Origin of the sequence: Teichococcus aerophilus, assembly GCF_014490485.1 — a bacterium.
Taxonomy (GTDB): domain Bacteria; phylum Pseudomonadota; class Alphaproteobacteria; order Acetobacterales; family Acetobacteraceae; genus Pseudoroseomonas; species Pseudoroseomonas aerophila.
The window spans coordinates 1-16,842 of sequence record NZ_JACTVA010000019.1 but is presented as its reverse complement, the minus strand read 5'-3'; the positions used below and the strand labels follow the sequence as shown (position 1 = coordinate 16,842).

Annotated in this window: 17 protein-coding genes; 10 read left to right on the top strand and 7 right to left on the bottom strand. The window is 69.8% G+C overall.

The window, feature by feature from the left end; translation table 11 throughout:
* Window positions 1-22 precede the first annotated feature (22 nt).
* The 3 genes from IBL26_RS12025 (at window position 23) to IBL26_RS12015 (ending at window position 4,374) form a co-directional block, all read left to right on the top strand.
* The gene (locus tag IBL26_RS12025) at window positions 23-2,110 is read left to right on the top strand and encodes a hydantoinase/oxoprolinase family protein (protein WP_187784785.1); all 2,088 of its coding nucleotides are present in this window, start codon (window positions 23-25) and stop codon (window positions 2,108-2,110) included.
* Window positions 2,107-3,762 (top strand): hydantoinase B/oxoprolinase family protein, encoded by a 1,656-nt coding sequence (locus tag IBL26_RS12020; protein WP_187784730.1) that lies wholly within the window; start codon window positions 2,107-2,109, stop codon window positions 3,760-3,762. The genes IBL26_RS12025 and IBL26_RS12020 overlap by 4 nt, the downstream gene beginning before the upstream one ends.
* Window positions 3,763-4,020: 258 nt before the next feature.
* Complete coding sequence (locus tag IBL26_RS12015; RefSeq protein ID WP_187784729.1) at window positions 4,021-4,374, top strand: hypothetical protein; 354 nt, start codon at window positions 4,021-4,023, stop codon at window positions 4,372-4,374.
* Between the two features lie 86 nt (window positions 4,375-4,460).
* Here IBL26_RS12015 and IBL26_RS12010 read toward each other — a convergent pair whose 3' ends face one another.
* The 3 genes from IBL26_RS12010 to IBL26_RS12000 all read right to left on the bottom strand — a co-directional run bounded on the left by IBL26_RS12010 (window position 4,461) and on the right by IBL26_RS12000 (window position 7,221).
* Entirely contained in the window at window positions 4,461-4,814 is a 354-nt protein-coding gene (locus tag IBL26_RS12010) for a hypothetical protein (protein ID WP_187784728.1), read from the bottom strand.
* A gap of 90 nt (window positions 4,815-4,904) precedes the next feature.
* Window positions 4,905-6,185 carry an amidase gene (locus IBL26_RS12005; protein ID WP_187784727.1) on the bottom strand — a complete coding sequence of 427 codons (1,281 nt, stop codon included), beginning with the start codon at window positions 6,183-6,185 and terminating at the stop codon, window positions 4,905-4,907.
* Between the two features lie 40 nt (window positions 6,186-6,225).
* Window positions 6,226-7,221, bottom strand: a complete 996-nt coding sequence (locus IBL26_RS12000; protein WP_187784726.1) for a bile acid:sodium symporter family protein — start codon at window positions 7,219-7,221, stop codon at window positions 6,226-6,228.
* An 87-nt stretch (window positions 7,222-7,308) separates the two neighbouring features.
* On the opposite strand from IBL26_RS12000, the gene IBL26_RS11995 reads away from it, so the two are divergent.
* Complete coding sequence (locus IBL26_RS11995; protein WP_367615417.1) at window positions 7,309-8,190, top strand: LysR family transcriptional regulator; 882 nt, start codon at window positions 7,309-7,311, stop codon at window positions 8,188-8,190.
* Window positions 8,191-8,401: 211 nt separating this feature from the next.
* Here the strand turns inward: IBL26_RS11995 and IBL26_RS11990 are convergent, their stop codons facing one another.
* Window positions 8,402-9,460 (bottom strand): lytic murein transglycosylase, encoded by a 1,059-nt coding sequence (locus tag IBL26_RS11990; RefSeq protein ID WP_187784725.1) that lies wholly within the window; start codon window positions 9,458-9,460, stop codon window positions 8,402-8,404.
* A 127-nt stretch (window positions 9,461-9,587) separates the two neighbouring features.
* Complete coding sequence (locus tag IBL26_RS11985) at window positions 9,588-10,394, bottom strand: hypothetical protein (RefSeq protein WP_187784724.1); 807 nt, start codon at window positions 10,392-10,394, stop codon at window positions 9,588-9,590.
* Window positions 10,395-10,599: 205 nt separating this feature from the next.
* Between IBL26_RS11985 and IBL26_RS11980 the strand changes: the two genes are divergently transcribed.
* From IBL26_RS11980 to IBL26_RS11955, 6 genes are all read left to right on the top strand, one after another.
* Window positions 10,600-11,100, top strand: coding sequence for a hypothetical protein (locus IBL26_RS11980; RefSeq protein ID WP_241749296.1), 501 nt, complete (start codon window positions 10,600-10,602; stop codon window positions 11,098-11,100).
* A gap of 67 nt (window positions 11,101-11,167) precedes the next feature.
* A complete protein-coding gene (locus IBL26_RS11975) occupies window positions 11,168-11,503 on the top strand; it encodes a hypothetical protein (protein WP_187784723.1) in 336 nt (111 codons plus the stop codon).
* Complete coding sequence (locus tag IBL26_RS11970; RefSeq protein ID WP_187784722.1) at window positions 11,440-12,753, top strand: MFS transporter; 1,314 nt, start codon at window positions 11,440-11,442, stop codon at window positions 12,751-12,753. Before IBL26_RS11975 ends, IBL26_RS11970 begins: the two co-directional genes overlap by 64 nt.
* A 177-nt stretch (window positions 12,754-12,930) precedes the next feature.
* A complete protein-coding gene (locus IBL26_RS11965) occupies window positions 12,931-13,281 on the top strand; it encodes a RidA family protein (protein WP_187784721.1) in 351 nt (116 codons plus the stop codon).
* 379 nt (window positions 13,282-13,660) lie between these two features.
* Entirely contained in the window at window positions 13,661-14,347 is a 687-nt protein-coding gene (locus IBL26_RS11960) for a CHAP domain-containing protein (RefSeq protein ID WP_241749295.1), read from the top strand.
* Window positions 14,348-14,500: 153 nt separating this feature from the next.
* The gene (locus IBL26_RS11955; RefSeq protein ID WP_187784719.1) at window positions 14,501-15,001 is read left to right on the top strand and encodes a cupin domain-containing protein; all 501 of its coding nucleotides are present in this window, start codon (window positions 14,501-14,503) and stop codon (window positions 14,999-15,001) included.
* Window positions 15,002-15,044: 43 nt separating this feature from the next.
* Here the strand turns inward: IBL26_RS11955 and thiE are convergent, their stop codons facing one another.
* Window positions 15,045-15,683 carry a thiamine phosphate synthase gene (gene thiE / locus IBL26_RS11950; protein WP_187784718.1) on the bottom strand — a complete coding sequence of 213 codons (639 nt, stop codon included), beginning with the start codon at window positions 15,681-15,683 and terminating at the stop codon, window positions 15,045-15,047.
* 5 nt (window positions 15,684-15,688) lie between these two features.
* Complete coding sequence (locus tag IBL26_RS11945) at window positions 15,689-16,609, bottom strand: class I fructose-bisphosphate aldolase (protein ID WP_187784717.1); 921 nt, start codon at window positions 16,607-16,609, stop codon at window positions 15,689-15,691.
* Window positions 16,610-16,842: the final 233 nt, after the last annotated feature.

Here is a 16,842-nt window from a genome sequence, read left to right as displayed (position 1 = left end):
CGATATCCTGGGAGTTGCCGTGTTGCAGACCTCGCCACCCGTCCGGTTGGCCGCTGATATTGGCGGAACCTTTACTGATGTCGTCCTGGATGCAGGCGGCACGCGGCGTACCCGCAAGGTCCTGACCACGCCCGCGGCGCCGGAGGAAGGGGTGCTGCAAGGCATCGGGCTGGTGCTGGAGGATGCGGGGCTGCATTTCTCCGACATAGATGTGTTCGTGCATGGCACCACCCTGGCCACCAACGCCATCATCGAGCGGCGCGGGGCGAAGACGGCGCTGGTCGCCACCGAGGGCTTCCGCGACGTGCTGGAGATCGGCACCGAGAGCCGGTACGACCAGTATGACCTGACGCTGGAGAAGCCGCGCCCGCTGGTGCCGCGCGCGCTGCGCTTCACGGTGCCGGAGCGGGTGGATGCCGAGGGCATCGTCCGCCTGCCTTTGGATGAGGCGGCAGTCGCCGCGCTGGCACCGGAACTGGAGAAGGCGGGCGTGCAGAGCGTCGCTTTCGCCTTCCTGCATGCCTACGCCAACCCGGCGCATGAGCAGCAGGCGGCGGCGGTGCTGAAGGCGCTGCTGCCGGGCCTGGCCATCACCATGGCGCACGAGGTCTGCCCGGAGGTGCGCGAGTACGAGCGGACTTCCACCGCTGTTGCCAACGCCTATGTGCAGCCGCTGATGGAAGGCTATCTCGGCCGCATGGCGGCGGCGTTGCAGGCGCGGCAGTATCGCGGTGCCACCTACCTCGTCACCTCGGGTGGTGGGCTGACGGCGCTGGAGACGGCGCAGAAATTCCCGGTGCGGCTGGTGGAATCCGGCCCGGCCGGCGGTGCCATCTTCGCCGCGCAGGTGGCGCTGCGGGCGAATGAGCAGCGCGTGCTGTCCTTCGACATGGGCGGCACCACCGCCAAGGTTTGCCTGATCGAGAAGGGCGAGCCGGCGACGTCCCGCTTCTTCGAGGTGGACCGGACGGCGCGCTTCCTGAAGGGCTCCGGCCTGCCGCTGCGCATCCCTGTGATCGAGATGGTCGAGATCGGTGCCGGCGGTGGCTCCATCGCGCAGGTGGATGCGATGCAGCGCGTGGCGGTGGGGCCGGAGAGCGCCTCCTCCGTTCCCGGCCCGGCCTGCTACGGGCAGGGCGGCACGCGGCCGGCGGTGACGGATGCCGACGTGGCGATGGGGCTGATCGAGCCCAAGGGCTTCGCGGGCGGCACCATGACGCTGCGGGACGACCTCTCGCTCGGCGCCCTGAAGGCGCATATCGGTGACAAGCTGGGCCTTTCCGCCGAGATGTCCGCCTACGCCGTGTATGAGATGGTGTGCGAGAACATGGCCAGCGCCGCCCGCGTCCATGCGGCGGAGCGTGGCGCGGTGATCGGCCAGCATACCATGATCGCCTTTGGTGGCGCCGCGCCGCTGCACGCGGCCCGGGTGGCGGAGAAGGTGGGCGTCAGCCGTGTGCTGGTGCCGCCCAATGCGGGCGTCGGCTCGGCCGTGGGATTCCTGGCGGCGCCGGTGGCCTATGAGATCGTCCGCTCCCGCCATGCGCGGGTGGATGAAAGCTTTGATAGTGGTTCGGTTTCGTCACTCTTCACGGAAATGACGGCGGCCGCGCGCGCGCTGGTGGAGCCGGGCGCCCAGGGCGCGCCGTTGTTCGAACGCCGCATGGCCTTCATGCGCTATGTCGGCCAGGGCCACGAAATCACCGTCCTGCTGCCGAACCGGGAGCTGACGGTGGACGACGTGCCGGAGCTGCGCCGGATCTTCGAGGCCGAGTACGCCTCCCAGTTCGCACGCATCATCCCGAAGGCGGCGATCGAGGTGCTGAACTGGTCCGTGCTGGTCTCCACCGAGGCGAAGAAGCCGGAGGTGATGCCGGCAGTCGGCGTGGCCGAGGCGCCGGCGCCCACCGGCGTCCGCTGGATCTTCGATGGCCGCAGCGAGAAGCGCGTCGAGGTGCCGGTGTACCAGCGCAACGCCATGCCGCCGGGGGCCGTGGTGCCTGGACCGGTGGTGATCGCCGAGGATGAGACGACGACCTACGTATCCGCCAGCTTCGACGCGCATATCGATGGCGCCGGCTGCATCGTGATGGAAAGGAAGGCGGCATGAGCGCCCAGCCCGGCTTGATCGACCTGCAGATCATGTGGAACCGCCTGATCGCCGTCGTCGGCGAGCAGGCGCAGGTGCTGATCCGCACCGCCTTCAGCCCGATCGTGCGGGAATGCGAGGACATCTCCGCCGGCGTGTTCGACCTGAAGGGGCGGATGCTGGCGCAGGCGGTGACGGGCACGCCCGGCCACATCAACTCGATGGCCGAGGCGGTGAAGCATTTCATCCGTCACTTCCCGGTCGAGACGATGAAGGAAGGCGACGCCTACATCACCAACGACCCGTGGATGGGCACGGGGCACCTGAACGACTTCGTCATCACCACGCCCGCCTTCCATCGCGGCAAACTGGTCGGCCTGTTCTCCTGCACCAGCCACCTGATGGACATTGGCGGCCTCGGCAACGGGCCTGAAGCCAGCGATGTCTTCATGGAAGGCCTTTACATCCCGATGCTGAAGCTCATCGACCAGGGTCAGGTCAATGAGACGCTGATGGCGATGATCCGCGCCAATACCCGCCTGCCGGTGGATACTGAGGGCGACACCTATTCCCTGGCCGCCTGCAACGACGTCGGTGCCCGCGCGCTCTCCGCCATGATGGAGGAGTTCGGCATCGATACGCTGGACCCGCTGGCCGAGCACATCATCGCCCGCTCGCGCGAGGCGGTGCTGGCGGAGATCGCGAAACTGCCGAAGGGCACTTGGTCCTACAGCATGATGGTGGATGGCTACGACCACCCGCTGGAGCTGAAGGCGAAGCTGACCATCGGCGAGGACAGCATCCACGTCGACTACACCGGCACCTCGGACGCGGCGCGGCGCGGCATCAACGTGCCGATCGCCTACACCACCGCCTATACGGTGTTCGGGCTGGGCTGCGTCGTTGCGGCGCAGATCCCGAACAACGCAGGTTCGCTGGCACCCTTGACCGTCTCGGCCCCCGCGGGCGCCATCCTGAATGCGGAGAAGCCGGCGCCGGTCTCGTCCCGTCACATCATCGGGCAGATGTTGCCGGACATGGTGTTCGGCTGCCTGCGGCAGGCGATCCCGGACCGGGTGCCGGCGGAGGGCACCTCCTGCCTCTGGAACATCGCCGTGCGTGGCACGCGTCCGGCCGGCTACGGGCCGAACCATGGCTATGCGCTGGCCATCACCACCAATGGCGGTACCGGCGGCCGCCCGGCGCAGGATGGGCTCTCGGCGGCCGCCTATCCCTCCGGCGTGCATGGGACGCCGGTGGAGATCGCGGAGATCCAGTCCCCGCTGATGTTCTGGCGCAAGGAGTTCCGCCCGGATTCCGGCGGCGCCGGGCGGTATCGCGGCGGCCTCGGCCAGATCATGGAGATCGAGAACCGGGACGACGCGCCGTTCGAGCTGCTGGCGGCGTTCGACCGCATCCAGTACCCGCCGCGCGGGCGGGATGGTGGCGCGGACGGCGCGGCCGGCTATGTCGGGCTCGGCTCCGGCCAGGTGCTGCGTGGCAAGGGCCTGCAGGTCATCCCGGCCGGTGAGCGGCTGGTGGTGCTGACCCCCGGCGGTGGCGGCCTGGGTGCGCCGGTGGAGCGTGACCCGGCGAAGGTGGCGTCCGATCTGAAGAACGGCTTGATTTCCGCCGAGACGGCCGCACTTCACCACGGCGCTGCCGCCGAGTAATCGGGGCAGGGGGCGGAAGCAAGTCTTCCGCCCCACCGTGCCGCGCCTATGTATGCTGCGGCGAATTCATGGCAGAATTGGCGTAGAAAAAAGAACTCGATTTTCTGCGTGGGTTTTCGGGGTTACAAACGTAGTACTGATCTCGAAACATTTGCTCACAACTTCTTTCGGGACGACGCGTTCATTTGCCGCTAGCAATTGAATGGTCGTCAGGGCGGTGTTTCCACACTGCCTGCCGCAAGAATGAAAGGGTAAACCATGAAGAAGATCCTGATGCTCGGCGCTGGTCTGGTCATGCTGGGCGCCACCGGCGTCGCGATGGCCCAGGCACCGCAGCCGCCGGCCGGTGGCCCGCCGCAGGTGGAAGGCCCGGCGCCGCGCACCGAGGCCCGTGGTCCTGGTGAGCGTGGTCCTGGCGAGCGTGGCCTGCATCGTGGCCCCGGCATGCATGGCCCGCACCGCTTCGGCCCGCCCTCCAAGGCCGCGTCGTTCTCCATCCAGCACGGCGATACCCGCATCCGCATCCGCTGCGCGGAGAACGAGCCGATGCAGGCCTGCGTGAACGCGGCGTCCGCGCTGCTGGACAAGGTCAGCGCCACGCCTTCGCGCTGAGGCATTCGGCCTGACATCCCGTTCGTGAGGCGCCTACGCCTCACGGAGACTGCACGGCCGCCAGGGTCATCCTGGCGGCCGTTGCTTCATTCCGCCCGGCGCCAGCCATGCTCCACCAGGCAGGCGGCGATCGCGCGGTCCCGCGGCTCCCGCGCCTGGTCGACCATCCGGTAGGTGGGCGGAACGTACTGGCCGCCGGTCGTGCGGCAGTTGGTGTTGTTGGCGCTGTTCTGGCAGTTGGTCTGCACCGGGGTGGTGTGGCCGGCGGTGGACATCACCTGCGTCATGACCGGCGGGAACTCGGCCTGGCTCCGTGCCTCGCAACGGGACTGCGTGACCTCGAACTCCGCAGGCGTGGCGCCGGGCTTTTCCCAGCGGTCGGCACAGCCGGCGATGAGCAGGAGGGCGGCCAGCGGCCACAATCGGCAAGCAGGAGGCATCGGTGAATCCACGGCTGTCACAGGAGCGTAAGGTTAGCTTGGGCTCAACCGTGGGTTCAAGCCCGGGGCTGGGGCATTCCCGCTGCGCGATCAGGCCCCATAGGCCACAACCGCTTCCACCCACCAGGCCCAGCCCAGCAACGCCTTGTCCGCCCCGAACGGTGCCACCAGCTGCACCCCCAGGGGCAAGCCGGCTGGCCCGGTGCCGGCGGGCAGACTGATGCAGGGTCCCTGCAGCGCCGTCCACACCGCATTGCAGATTGGGTCGCCCGTCCATTCGATGCCTTCCGGTGCCTCGCCGGGGGCGGAGGCGGTCAGCAGGATGTCGTAATCGGCCATCAGGTCCTGGAAGGCGTTGCGTGCCTGGGCGATGGTCGCGCGCGCGGCCACCAGGGTGGTGGCGGGCTGTGCCTCGGCCCAGTCCAGCCGCTCATTCAGCACTTCGGAAATCTGTTGGCGGTGGCTGGCGCGTTCCCAGGCCAGGGATTGCGCGGATTCGCCGTGCATCATCATCGGGTGGGCGTCCTGCGCTGCTTGCAGCGCGGCGGGCAGGTCAATGCGCGTGACCTTTGCGCCGGCCCTGGAACAGGCGGCGGCCACATCGTCCAGCAATGCCTTGGTCTCGCCGGTCAGCGAATCGGCACCGGCGCCCAGGCACAGGGCGATGCGGGGCGCGGCGCCGGTGGCCTGCGGCACGTCGCCGAGGTCCAGCCCGGTCAGCGCGCTGGCGAACAACGCGCAATCGGCGGCGGCTCGGCCGAAGACGCCGATGGTGTCGAGGCTTTCGCTCATCACCTTCATGCCGGCGCGGTGGATCAGCCCGTGGCTCGGCTTGAAGCCGGTGATGCCGCAATAGGCCGCCGGGCGCAGGATGGAGCCTGCCGTCTGGGTGCCGAAGGCCAGCGGGAAGAACCCCGCTGCGACCCCGGCCGCCGAGCCGGAGGAGGAGCCGCCCGGCGTGTGCGCCGGATTGTGCGGGTTGGTGGTGGGGCCCGGCTGGCGGGTGGCGAATTCCGTCGTCACCGTCTTGCCCAGCACCACGCCGCCGGCACGGCGCGTGGCCGCCACCGCATAGGCATCCGCCTTCGGCTGGTAGCCATGCCAGATGGGCGAGCCGTATTGCGATGGCTGGTCCGCTGTATCCAGCACATCCTTCACGCCCACCGGCAGGCCGGCGAGTACGCCGGAGAGCGGCCGGGCCGCCGCCGCGCGGGCGAGGGCGGGGTCCAGATGCACGAAGGCCCGGACCGTGTCCTCGCGCGCGGCGATACGGTCCAGGCAGGCTTCCATCAGGGCTTCGGGGCGCAGGCTGCCGGCGTCGATGCGCCGGGCGGCCTCGGTGGCGGAGAGGTCGGCGGGGTTCGTTGTCATGGGCGGGGAGGCTGCGGGAGTGCCGCATCCCCGTCCAGGCTCATTCGGCAGGCAGCGCGTTGGCGAGTGCCGGTTCGTCCCGCCTTGCATAGCGTTGGGCCAGGGCGGCGCAGGCGAAGAGCTGGATCTGGTGGAACAGCATCAGCGGCAGCACCAGCAGGCCCATCGGCTGGCCAGGGAACAGGATGTTCGCCATCGGGATGCCACTCGCCAGGCTCTTCTTGGAGCCGCAGAAGACAATGACGATCTCATCCGCCTTGCTGAAGCCCAGCCAGCGGGCGGAAAGCGTGGTGATGGCCAGCACCATGGCCAGGATGACGCTGTCCACCAGGATCACCACCACCAGGCTGGTCGCGTCCACCTGGTGCCAGATGCCGGAGACCATGCCCTCGCTGAAGGCGGCGTAGACCACCAGCAGGATGGAGCCGCGATCGACGATGGAGGTCAGCAACTTGTGGCGGCCGATGAAGCCGCCGATCAGCGGCCGTGCCAGCTGGCCCAGCAGGAAGGGCAGCAGCAGGTGCAGGCCGATATCCTCCAGCGCCTGGGTGCTGAAGCCGCCGCCCTTGGTGGTCAGTAGCAGGGCCACCAGCGCCGGGGTCGCCACCATGCCGATGAGGTTGGAGACCGAGGCACTGCACAGCGCCGCCGGCACGTTGCCGCGCGCCACCGAGGTGAAGGCGATGGAGGACTGCACGGTCGAGGGCAGCACGCACAGGAACAGCAGCCCGAGCGACAGGCCCGGCCCCAGCCAGCGGCCGAACAGGAAGGTGGCGGCCAGGCCCAGCAGCGGGAACAGCACGAAGGTGCTGGCCATCACCAGCGCCTGTAGCCGCCAGTGCAGCAGCCCTTCCACCACCGCCTTGGGCGCCAGCTTGGCGCCATAGAGGAAGAACAGCAGCGCCACGGCGACGGAGACGCCGATCTCCACCACCGGCACCGCCGCGCCACGCGCCGGCAGCAACGCTGCCAGCAGCACGGTGCCGATCAGCATCAGCAGGAAGCGGTCGATGGGGATGCGGCGGAGCCATTGCATGGGAAGATGTCCGGCAGTTCGAGGTCGCTCCTTCCATACGCCCCGGCGCGGTTATTCACGAAGCGGATGTTTTCGATAAGAGTTAGCGTGAACCGTGATAACCATGCCCGCATGGTGCACCCTGAACTGCTCCGCTCCTTCCTCGCCATCGCCGAGACCCGCAGCTTTACCCAGGCCGCGCGCCGGCTGGGCCTGCGGCAATCCACCGTCAGCCAGCATATCCGGCGGCTGGAGGAAGCGCTCGGCCGCAGCCTGTTCGCCCGCGACACCCACTCCGTGGCGCTGACGCCGGATGGCGATGCGCTGACCGGCTTCGCCCGCGGGGTGATGGAGGCCAACGAGCGGCTAGACCGCTTCCTGGCCGGTTCGCCGCTGCGCGGGCGCATCCGGTTGGGGGCGTCGGAGGATTTCGCCTATTCCCGGTTGCCGGAGGTGCTGGCGGATTTCGGCCGGGCGCATAGCGGCGTGGACCTGGAACTGACCGTCGGCCTCAGCGGCGTGCTGTATGAGCGTTTCGATGCCGGGGAGCTGGACGTCATCCTCGCCAAGCGCCGCGCCGGTGACCCTCGTGGCGAACTGGTGTGGCGGGAACAACTGGCCTGGGTCGGCCGCCCTGGCTTGCGGCCGGACCCGGCACTGCCATTGCCGCTGGTGTTGTTCCCACCGCCCAGCATCACCCGGGCGCTGTGCATCGAGGCACTGGAACGCGCCGGGCGTTCCTGGCGTGTCGCCTGCACCAGCGGCAGCCTCAGCGGGCTGCGCGCGGCGGCGATGGCGGGGCTGGGGCTGACGGCGCATTCCAACCGGTTGGTGCCGCCGGGTCTGGCGGCGCTGCCGCCCTCCCGCCACCTGCCGGAACTGGGGCAGATCGAGTTCGTCGTCATCGGCCCCGGGCCGCGCCACCCGACTGCGCAGGCCTTGATCGACGCGGTGCTGGAGAATGCGGGGCGCTTGCAGGGGGAGGTGTGAGCGGGGGAAACAAGGTCGGGGGACGGAATTCCCTCGAACCCCCATCTTTTTTCTGCGAATGGGCATGATGGGCGCCGCTCAATGGTCGCGGTGCCTCAGTGACAATCTGTCCGCGTATATGAATTCAGCGAATCAATAGAAGTCGGCTGAGAACTGACAAAAAGAAGATGGGGGACCGGGGGAATTCCTTCCCCCGGCCTTCCTCCCCTTATCAGGCCACGCGGTCGGCCAGCAGCCCCACCGCCAGGCCATAGTTCATCGGCGAGTTGTAGCGGCGGATCACGCGCAGGTTCGGCAGGCCGAGGAAGACCTGGCCGGAGCTGCGGGTCGGCACCGCCAGGTTGGCATCCGGCCCGTTGGCGGGCAGGGGCGAGCCATCGGCCAGGCGCCAGCCCAGTCGGCTCCACTCGGCCATCGAGCGGCGGGTCTCGGTGTCGACGCGCTGGATGTCGAAGCCGGCGGGCGGGCGCACTTCCAGCGCCCAGCCCTGGCCGGCCTGCCAGCCGCTCTTGGCCAGGTAGTTGGCGATGGAGCCCAGCGCATCCGCCTTGCTGCCCCAGATGTCGCGGTGGCCGTCGCCATCGATATCGACGGCGAGACGCTCGAAGCTGGTGGGCATGAATTGCGGGTGGCCCATGGCGCCGGCCCAGGAGCCGCGCATGCCTTCCGGCGTGATGTGCCCGGCATCCAGGATGCGCAGCGCGGCCATCAGCTCGCCACGGAAGAAGGCGGCGCGGCGGCCTTCCCAGGCCAGGGTCGCCAGCGCCTCGACGACATTGAAGCCGCCGGTGTTGCCGCCGTAATTGGTCTCCATGCCCCAGATCGCGACGATGACGCGGGCGGAGACGCCGTAGCGCGCTTCCAGGTCCTGTAGCAGCGCGCGGTTCTCGGCATAGGCGCGCTGGCCATTGGCGATGCGGGTGGAGGAGACGATGCGGTCCCGGTACTGCTCCCAGCTCAGCACGCCTTCCGGCTGCTTGCGGTCCAGCTCCAGCACGCGGGGCAGGGGGCGCAGGCCGCCGAGAGCACGCTGCAGCGTGGCGTCGGAGACGCCGGAGCGTTTGGCCTCGGTGCGCACCCCGGCTAGGAAGCGGTCGAAGCTGGCCCGGTCCGCCGCGCTGGGCTCGGCGGCGGGGGCCGGCGCGGGCGGTGGCGGTGCCGCCGGGGCCGGAGCGGCCACCGGGGACGGGGAGGCTGCCGGGACGGCGGCCGAGGAGCAGCCGGCCAACAAGGCGGCGGTGCCGGAGAGGAGGAGGCGACGGTCGAGCATCGGCCTCTGGTGGCAGTTTCAGGCGGGCGATGCAACCGGCCAGCCGGCCCGGCTGCCCGCACGATTCACGCCTCCGGCCGATTTAACTGCTGCGATCGACGCCCCCTGGGTCTCTGAGACTGAAGCGTCAGGCCCGCTTCGGCAGGCCCGGCCGCTGGCGGGCCAGCATCAGCACCACCGACCAGGCGAGGGAGACCGCCAGGCCCGCCGCCATCGCCGCCGGCACGCCCCAGGGACGCACCAGCAGGTGCACCACCAGCAGCATGGCGCCGAAGCCCAGCATGGCCCGCAGCGAGGTTGCCACCAGCAGCGACATGGCCGGGCCGCCGATGCGGGGATGCAGGATGACGCTGAGGCAGGTCATGCCGATCGGGTAGATCGCCACCAGCCCGGTGGCTTTCGGCCCCAGGACGTTGCTGGCTGCCACCACCAGCAGCACGAAGCCGGCGACGGCGGCGGCCCGGGCCGGCAGGTCGTACCAGCGGCGGCGCGGGGCGGCCCGGAGTTCCCCCGGCGCCAGCGGGCGGGGGCGCAGCAGGGCCAGGCAGGCGGCATAGACCACGAGGTTCAGCACCAGGGCGGATAGCGGCGTCCATTCCACCTGCAGGATGGCATAGCCGCCCGCCGCCCAGGCCAGCACCGCCGGCAACAGGCTGCGCCAGAGCGCGTGCCGCCGCGCCAGCAGGCCATACGTCACCATGAACAAGGCGGTGGCGGCGTGCGCGGCGAAGCTGCTCAACAGGCTGGCGGCCAGGAAGGCGGCGTCGTGCTCCAGCGCCAGGAAGACATAGGCGGGGCCAGTGGAAATGGGCAGGCTGGTGACCAGGGCGCCCCAGAACGGCCCCAGCCGCTCCGCCAGTGCCGAGGCCAGGACGACGATCAACGCCGTCGAGGCTGCCTTGGTCAGCGCGGGCAGCCACAGGAAGCTGGTCATCGGGATACGGTTCTCCGCCTGCCGGGCGGATCATCCCGGCGCCCTTCGACAGGACTCGGCGGCGGGATGCGGGCCGGCACGTGAGGTCCGCCCTGCCGCCGATTGGCGCGGATGCCTGCTGGCCTGTCAAGCCACCGGCGGATGCATGCCGGTGCCGCCTGCCGGACCCTGGCGCCGCCGTCTCTTCATGCCCATGTTGCGCCGCATGCCGACCGCCATTCGTGTGGCCGCCGCCCCTGACGGCGCGTTGCACTACGCCATTCCCTGCCCACCGGAGCGCATGCCCTCCGTCCCCCCGCTGGCCCTGAGCCAGGCCTGGGAGGCCGCCCGCGCCGCCGCCGCCGCCGAGCGCTGGGGGCCGCACCGCACATTAGTGTTCCAGGATGGCCCGGTGATGGCCCTGGCCGATGCCGACGCCGCCTGCTGGGCGGAGGCGGTGGACCGGCTGGTGGGGCTGGAGACGCTGGCCGGCCTTTCGTTGTGCCTGCGGCTGCTGGCGTTGGTCGACCTGCTCTCCCGCGCACGGTGGATGACGGGCATGTTCGCTATCTCGGCCGATGGAATCGAATTGCACCCCGCACTTCTGACCGCCGCGGCGACTGAAGGGCTGGACGCGGCGGGGCGTTTCGACGAAACCGGGATGAAGCGACTTTTGTCGCACCGTATCGCCGGCACGCCGGCGGACAGGGGAGCCGAAGCGGGCTGAGAGCCTCGCGCCGACGCCTTGTCCGGCGTCGGTCCGGCCAGCGGGACACGCCTTGCCGGAGCGCATCATGAAATCTGCCATTCTTCCCCTGCTGCTGCTCCTGGGCGCCTGTGCCGCCCCCGCGCCGCGCTCCGCCGACCAGCGGGAGCAGGACGCCACCAACGCTGCCTGCCGCCAGGAAGCCGAGCGCGTGATGCGCTTCCGCGACCGAGGCCAGTTGATGCGGCAGGACGAGGCCGAGTCGCGCCTCGGCTCCGGCGCCTTCAGCGGCTCCACCACCGGCTCGATGAGCCCGGACCGCCTGTCCTCCCGCTTCCAGCAGGACCGGCTGGTCGATGAATGCGTGCGCGGCGCCAATGGCGCGCCGCCCGCCGCCGCGGGTGGGGCCGGCCGGGGCTCCTGACCCTGGCGGGATTCGCGGCGTTCGGCGGCCTGCAGAGGGCGCTGTCGACGCGGAATGCCAGGATCTTCTTCGGCGGTAGCCTGACGGCCTGGACCGGCCTGTGGATGCACCGCATCGCGGTGACATGGCTGGCCTGGGAAATGACCGGAAGTGCCTTCTGGGTCGGCGTGGTCGCGTTCAGCGACCTCGCCCCCGCCGCCTTCATCAGCCCGATCGCGGGGGCGGTCGCGGACCGGGTGGACCGGGTCAAGCTCACCACCATCTCCCAGGCCGTCATCGCGCTGGAGGCCGCCAGCGTCGCCACCCTGGTGGCGACGGGGCAGATCACCATCGGCCTGCTGATCGCGCTGGAGCTGATAAGCGGCACCGCCGCCAGCTTCCTGCAGCCGGCGCGGCAGACCCTGCTGCCGGGCATCGTGCCGAAGGGCGAGCTGCCGGCGGCTGTGGCGTGCAATTCCCTCGTCTTTAATCTGGCGCGCTTCATCGGCCCCGGGCTGGCGGGGCCGATCATTGCCGTCTTCGGCGTGGCGCCGGCGGTGGCCTGCAATTCGCTGGCCTACTGCCTCGCCCTGCTCAGCATGGTGCTGATGCGGGTGGAGCCGGAACACCGGCGCGGCCATCCCTCCACCGGCAGCCTGCTGGGCGAGGTGAAGGACGGCTTCCGCTACATCGCCAACCATCCCGGCCTGGGGCCGCTGATGATGTACGCGGCGATGATTGCGGTGCTGCTGCGCTGCGTGCAGGAACTGCTGCCCCCCTTCGTCGAGCGCATCTTCGGCCGTGGCGCGGATTCTCTGGCGATGCTGACCGCCTGCTTCGGCGTCGGCGCGCTGATCGGCGGCATGTGGCTGATGGCGCGCGGGCGGCTGGAGGGGGCGACGAAAGTGGCCATCTTCTCCGGCCTGACGCAGGCCATCGCGGTGGGCGGCTTCGTCGCTACCGGGTGGTTTCCCTTCGGGCTGCTCTGCGCGGCCGGCATCGGCTTCAGTGCTTCCCTGCACGGTACGGCGGTGCAGACCCTGGCGCAGACGGCGGCGCAGCCGGACATGCGTGGCCGGGTGCTGGCGCTGTGGGGTCTGATCACCCGCGCCTGCCCGGCGCTGGGCGCGCTGATGCTGGGTACCGCCGGCGAGGCTTTCGGGTTGCGCCTGCCGGTGGCGGTGGCGGTGCTGCTGGCGCTGTGCGTCTTCGCCTGGGGCCTGACGCGGATGCGGCGCATCGAGGCATCGTTGGAGGCGCCGCCGGCCTAGGGGCAGGGGCATCCCGCCTGCCCGAGGCTTGGACCTGGCCGCGCGTGGTGGTGTTCACGGTGGGGCCAAGGGCCGGGCAGGGTGGCTTGCGGCTATCCCCCACGCGGCCTAGAAGCACGGTTTCCAGCCCGGCGGCGTAACGTCGCCGGGGCCATTCTCAGGGAGCGCGAAGCACCGATGAGCAAGATCACCCGCCACGAGACCAACCCGGTCCTGTCCAACGCGGTCGAGTATCACGGCTTCGTCTACCTGGCCGGCGTGACCGCCCAGGACCTCTCCCAGGACGTCGTCGGCCAGACCAACCAGATCCTGGCCAAGATCGACGCGCTGCTGGAGAACCACGGCACCGACAAGACCCGCCTGCTGCAGGCCCAGGTCTGGCTGAAGGACATCCGTGACCGCGACGCGCTGAACGGCGTGTGGACCAAGTGGCTGCCCGAGGGCGGCGCCCCGGTCCGCGCCTGCGTCGAAGCCAACATGGCCGACCCGCGCCACCTGGTGGAGATCATGATTACCGCTTGCCGCTAAGGCTTAGCTGGTCTTCACAAAACGGCGTGGTGGGGGGAACCCCGCCACGCCGTTTCTGTTTGTGCAAATACGATTCTGAGGGTGTTGCATACATGTCGCAACACTGTGGCATTTTATCCTGTAAGCCTGTGATATAGGATTAACATCACATTAATCACTGTTTTGTGCCTACGGAACTGACGAATCACGGCACATTTCGCGCTGTAACGCGCAACCCGGTTGTCCAACCCCTTAACCCTTTGGTACCGCCTTCACATCGCAGTCGGGCAACCGGCTCGGTGGGGGACTGAGTTTTCAGGGGTTTGGGGGTTTCATGCGGGCATCAAGCACGGCTTTGGCGTTGGCTATCATGTTCGGCACGATGTGTGCCGTCCCGTCGATGGCAGACGCTTCCACGAGCCGGAGCGCCCGCGAGGCCGCCAAGCACCAGCGCGTGGCGGCCCAGCCGACCGCTGCGGTGCGCAGCAGCAAGCCGCAATCCGGCAAGCCGGAAGGCCGGCTTGCCGCCGCCGCCACGGCCCGCCGCGCGGTGGCCAGCACGCCCGCTTCCATCTCCTGCGTTCCCTATGCCCGCTCCGTCACCGGGATGGATATCAGCGGCAATGCCCACACCTGGTGGGCCAACGCGGCCGGCAGCTACGCCCGTGGCCAGCGCCCGGAGCGCGGCTCGGTCCTCGCCTTCCGCTCCTCGGGCGGCATGCGCCTCGGCCATGTGGGCGTCGTCTCCCGCATCGTCAGCGCCCGCGAAGTGCTGATGGACCACGCCAACTGGGAAGGCCCGGGCATCCGCAAGGGCACCATCATGCGCGGCGTCTCCGTCGTCGACGTGTCCGACCGCAATGACTGGACCGCGGTGCGCGTACAGGTCGGCCGCAGCGACGACTCCTATGGCCGCACCTACCCGACCTACGGCTTCATCTACAACCGCCCCGACACCGGCCGCATCATGACCGCCAGCCGCGCCGATGGCAGCTTCGAGGAAGTGGCCGAGGCGCCGGCTTCCCCGCACGCCGCGCACCTGGCCGAAGTGGTCGGTGACATGGCGCTGGGCACCACCCGCCGCTAAGCCGAACCCAAGGCGGGTCGCGCCCGCCACGAATTTTCCGAGCCCCCGTGATGGCGGCCCCGGGATTGCCCAGACCCAGCTCATGCTGGACAGGGCAACCCCGGGGCCGCCATCTCCGTTTCAGGATCACAACAAGAGCAACAGGAGGTGGCGATGAGACGTGAAGTCTTGTGGTTGGAGGAAGCGGGGCCGGTTCCCAACAATCTCCTGCTTCCTGTGATCGTGGTGTCCGATGCGTTCGAGGCTGGCTCGCCCGAGGCGGCGGAGCAGATGTTCGCCCGGCACGGCTGGCCGCCCGCTTGGCGTAACGGCATCTATCCGTACCCGCATTTCCACACCAAGGCGCATGAGGCGCTGGCGATCGCGCGCGGCGAGGTCACGGTGCTGATTGGCGGCGACGGCGGCGCGCGGCGCCACCTCTCGGCCGGGGATGCGGTGGTGCTGCCGGCGGGCGTGGCGCACCAGCGGCTGCATGCGAGCGAGGACCTGCTGGTGGTCGGCGCCTACCCGCCCGGCCAAAGCCCGGACGAGATGCGCCCCGACCACGGCAAGGTGGATGTGAAGGCGGTGCGCGAGGAAATCGCCCGCGTGCCGGACCCGCCCTGCAACCCGGTGAATGGCGAGGTCTATCCGCGCCGGGAAGGCGCCGGCTGACGCGGCGGCGGGGCCGGGGGCGCACCCCCGGGCCCGGCGGCGCTCAGGCGGCGGCGATGGCCGCGTTCAGTTCCCGCACCCCGGCGGCCGGGCCTTGCGGATGGCTCCATACGGCGCTGACGACAGCCAGGAAATCCGCGCCAGCGCGCACCAGTGGCGCACAATTGGCGGCGGTGATGCCGCCGATGGCCACGCTGGGCAACTCGAACATCTCGGTCCACCATTCCAACACGTCGGGCTCGGCGGTGTGCTCCGTCACCTTGGTGCTGGTGGGGAAGAAGGCGCCGAAGGCGACGTAGTCGGCGCCGACCTCGCCCGCCTGCATCGCCAGGTGGCGGCTGCCGTGGCAGGAGATGCCCAGCATCCTGTCCCCCAGCAGCTTGCGGGCGGCGGCGTGGTCGCCATCCTCCTGGCCCAGATGCGCGCCGTCGCAGCCGGTCTTCACCGCCAGGTCCGCACGGTCGTTCAGCAGGAAGGCGACGTCGCGGGATTGCGCCACCGGCCGCAATACGTCGATGGCGCGCTTCAGCGTGTCGTCATCCACGTCCTTCAGGCGCAGCTGCACGGCGGCGACGTCGCCGGCATCCAGCGCCTGGGCCAGGATGTCGGCGAAGCCGCGCGGCTCCAGCACCGGCGGGGTCACCAGGTACAGGCGGCAGCCTTCGTCCTGCTTTCCAGCCATGGCGCTCAGGCCGCCGTCTTGTAGACGGCGATGATGTCGGCCAGCAGCTTCAGCGCTTCCGCTTTCGGGCGCTGGAAGGTGTTGCGGCCGATGATGGAGCCGTTGCCCCCGCCCGCATGGATGCCCTTGGCCATGTCGATGATGGACTCGCTGGTGCCGGCCTCGCCGCCGGAGAAGACGACGATGCGGCGGCCGCCGAAGCAGGCATCGGTGATGTGCTTGATGCGGCCGGCCAGGGTGGAGGCGTCCACCGGATACTTCTCATAGGTCTTCTTGGCGGCGTCCAGGCTGATCGCCTCGGTGGGCGGCTTCACCTTGATGATGTGGGCGCCGAGAAGGGCGGCCATGTGGGCGGCATAGGCGCAGATGTCGAGCGCCGTCTCCCCCACCTTGTCCAGCATCGGGCCGCGCGGGTAGCTCCACACCACCACGGCCAGGCCGACGGCCTTGGCTTCCTCGGCCAACTCTCGCAGCTCCTCCATCATCTCGAACTGGTATTCGCTGCCGGGATAGATGGTGAAGCCGATGGCGGAGCAGCCAAGGCGCAGCGCGTCTGCCACCGTGCCGGTGACGGCCTGGTCCTTGGTGGTGGAGAGGCTGTTGCTGCTGTTCAACTTCAGGATGGTCGGGATGGCGCCGGCGAAGGTGGCGGCCCCGGCCTCGATCATGCCCAGCGGCGCGGCGTAGGCGGAGAGGCCGGCCTCGATCGCCAGTTCGAAATGGTAGCGCGGGTCGTAGGCGGCGGGGTTGGGGGCGAAGCTGCGGGCGGGGCCATGCTCGAAGCCCTGGTCCACCGGCAGGATCACCAGCCGCCCGGTGCCGCCCAGCTCGCCCTGCATCAGGATGCGCGCGAGGTTGCCCTTGGTGCCGGGATTGTCGCTCTCATACCAGGACAGGATGTCCGTGACGCGGCGTGTCAGCTTCATGCTGTTCCCTCCCGGATCAGGTGGCCCGATCGGCCGTTGCGCAGGCTGGCGGTGTAGCCGAGGCGTTCTGGGCTGTCACCTTGCAGCGCCCGCCGGCAGGGCCGCCCCTGGCGCCGCCAGCCACGCATGCAGCCGGGCGTCGTCCCGCGCCTGGCCGGGGCGCAGGGTGGCCATGTCGAGCGCCGGCGGCGGCGTGGGCCAGAGGCAGGCGCCGGCCTCCGCCGCAGCGGCCG

What these genes read in the sequence shown, in the direction of transcription:
- IBL26_RS12020 (WP_187784730.1), top strand. Translation starts at nt 2,107, where the DNA reads ATGAGCGCCCAGCCCGGCTTGATCGACCTGCAGATCATGTGGAACCGC.
- IBL26_RS12015 (WP_187784729.1), top strand. Translation starts at nt 4,021, where the DNA reads ATGAAGAAGATCCTGATGCTCGGCGCTGGTCTGGTCATGCTGGGCGCC.
- IBL26_RS12010 (WP_187784728.1), bottom strand. Translation starts at nt 4,814, where the DNA reads ATGCCTCCTGCTTGCCGATTGTGGCCGCTGGCCGCCCTCCTGCTCATC.
- IBL26_RS12005 (WP_187784727.1), bottom strand. Translation starts at nt 6,185, where the DNA reads ATGACAACGAACCCCGCCGACCTCTCCGCCACCGAGGCCGCCCGGCGC.
- IBL26_RS12000 (WP_187784726.1), bottom strand. Translation starts at nt 7,221, where the DNA reads ATGCAATGGCTCCGCCGCATCCCCATCGACCGCTTCCTGCTGATGCTG.
- IBL26_RS11990 (WP_187784725.1), bottom strand. Translation starts at nt 9,460, where the DNA reads ATGCTCGACCGTCGCCTCCTCCTCTCCGGCACCGCCGCCTTGTTGGCC.
- IBL26_RS11985 (WP_187784724.1), bottom strand. Translation starts at nt 10,394, where the DNA reads ATGACCAGCTTCCTGTGGCTGCCCGCGCTGACCAAGGCAGCCTCGACG.
- IBL26_RS11980 (WP_241749296.1), top strand. Translation starts at nt 10,600, where the DNA reads ATGCCGACCGCCATTCGTGTGGCCGCCGCCCCTGACGGCGCGTTGCAC.
- IBL26_RS11975 (WP_187784723.1), top strand. Translation starts at nt 11,168, where the DNA reads ATGAAATCTGCCATTCTTCCCCTGCTGCTGCTCCTGGGCGCCTGTGCC.
- IBL26_RS11970 (WP_187784722.1), top strand. Translation starts at nt 11,440, where the DNA reads ATGCGTGCGCGGCGCCAATGGCGCGCCGCCCGCCGCCGCGGGTGGGGC.
- IBL26_RS11965 (WP_187784721.1), top strand. Translation starts at nt 12,931, where the DNA reads ATGAGCAAGATCACCCGCCACGAGACCAACCCGGTCCTGTCCAACGCG.
- IBL26_RS11960 (WP_241749295.1), top strand. Translation starts at nt 13,661, where the DNA reads ATGGCAGACGCTTCCACGAGCCGGAGCGCCCGCGAGGCCGCCAAGCAC.
- IBL26_RS11955 (WP_187784719.1), top strand. Translation starts at nt 14,501, where the DNA reads ATGAGACGTGAAGTCTTGTGGTTGGAGGAAGCGGGGCCGGTTCCCAAC.
- thiE (WP_187784718.1), bottom strand. Translation starts at nt 15,683, where the DNA reads ATGGCTGGAAAGCAGGACGAAGGCTGCCGCCTGTACCTGGTGACCCCG.
- IBL26_RS11945 (WP_187784717.1), bottom strand. Translation starts at nt 16,609, where the DNA reads ATGAAGCTGACACGCCGCGTCACGGACATCCTGTCCTGGTATGAGAGC.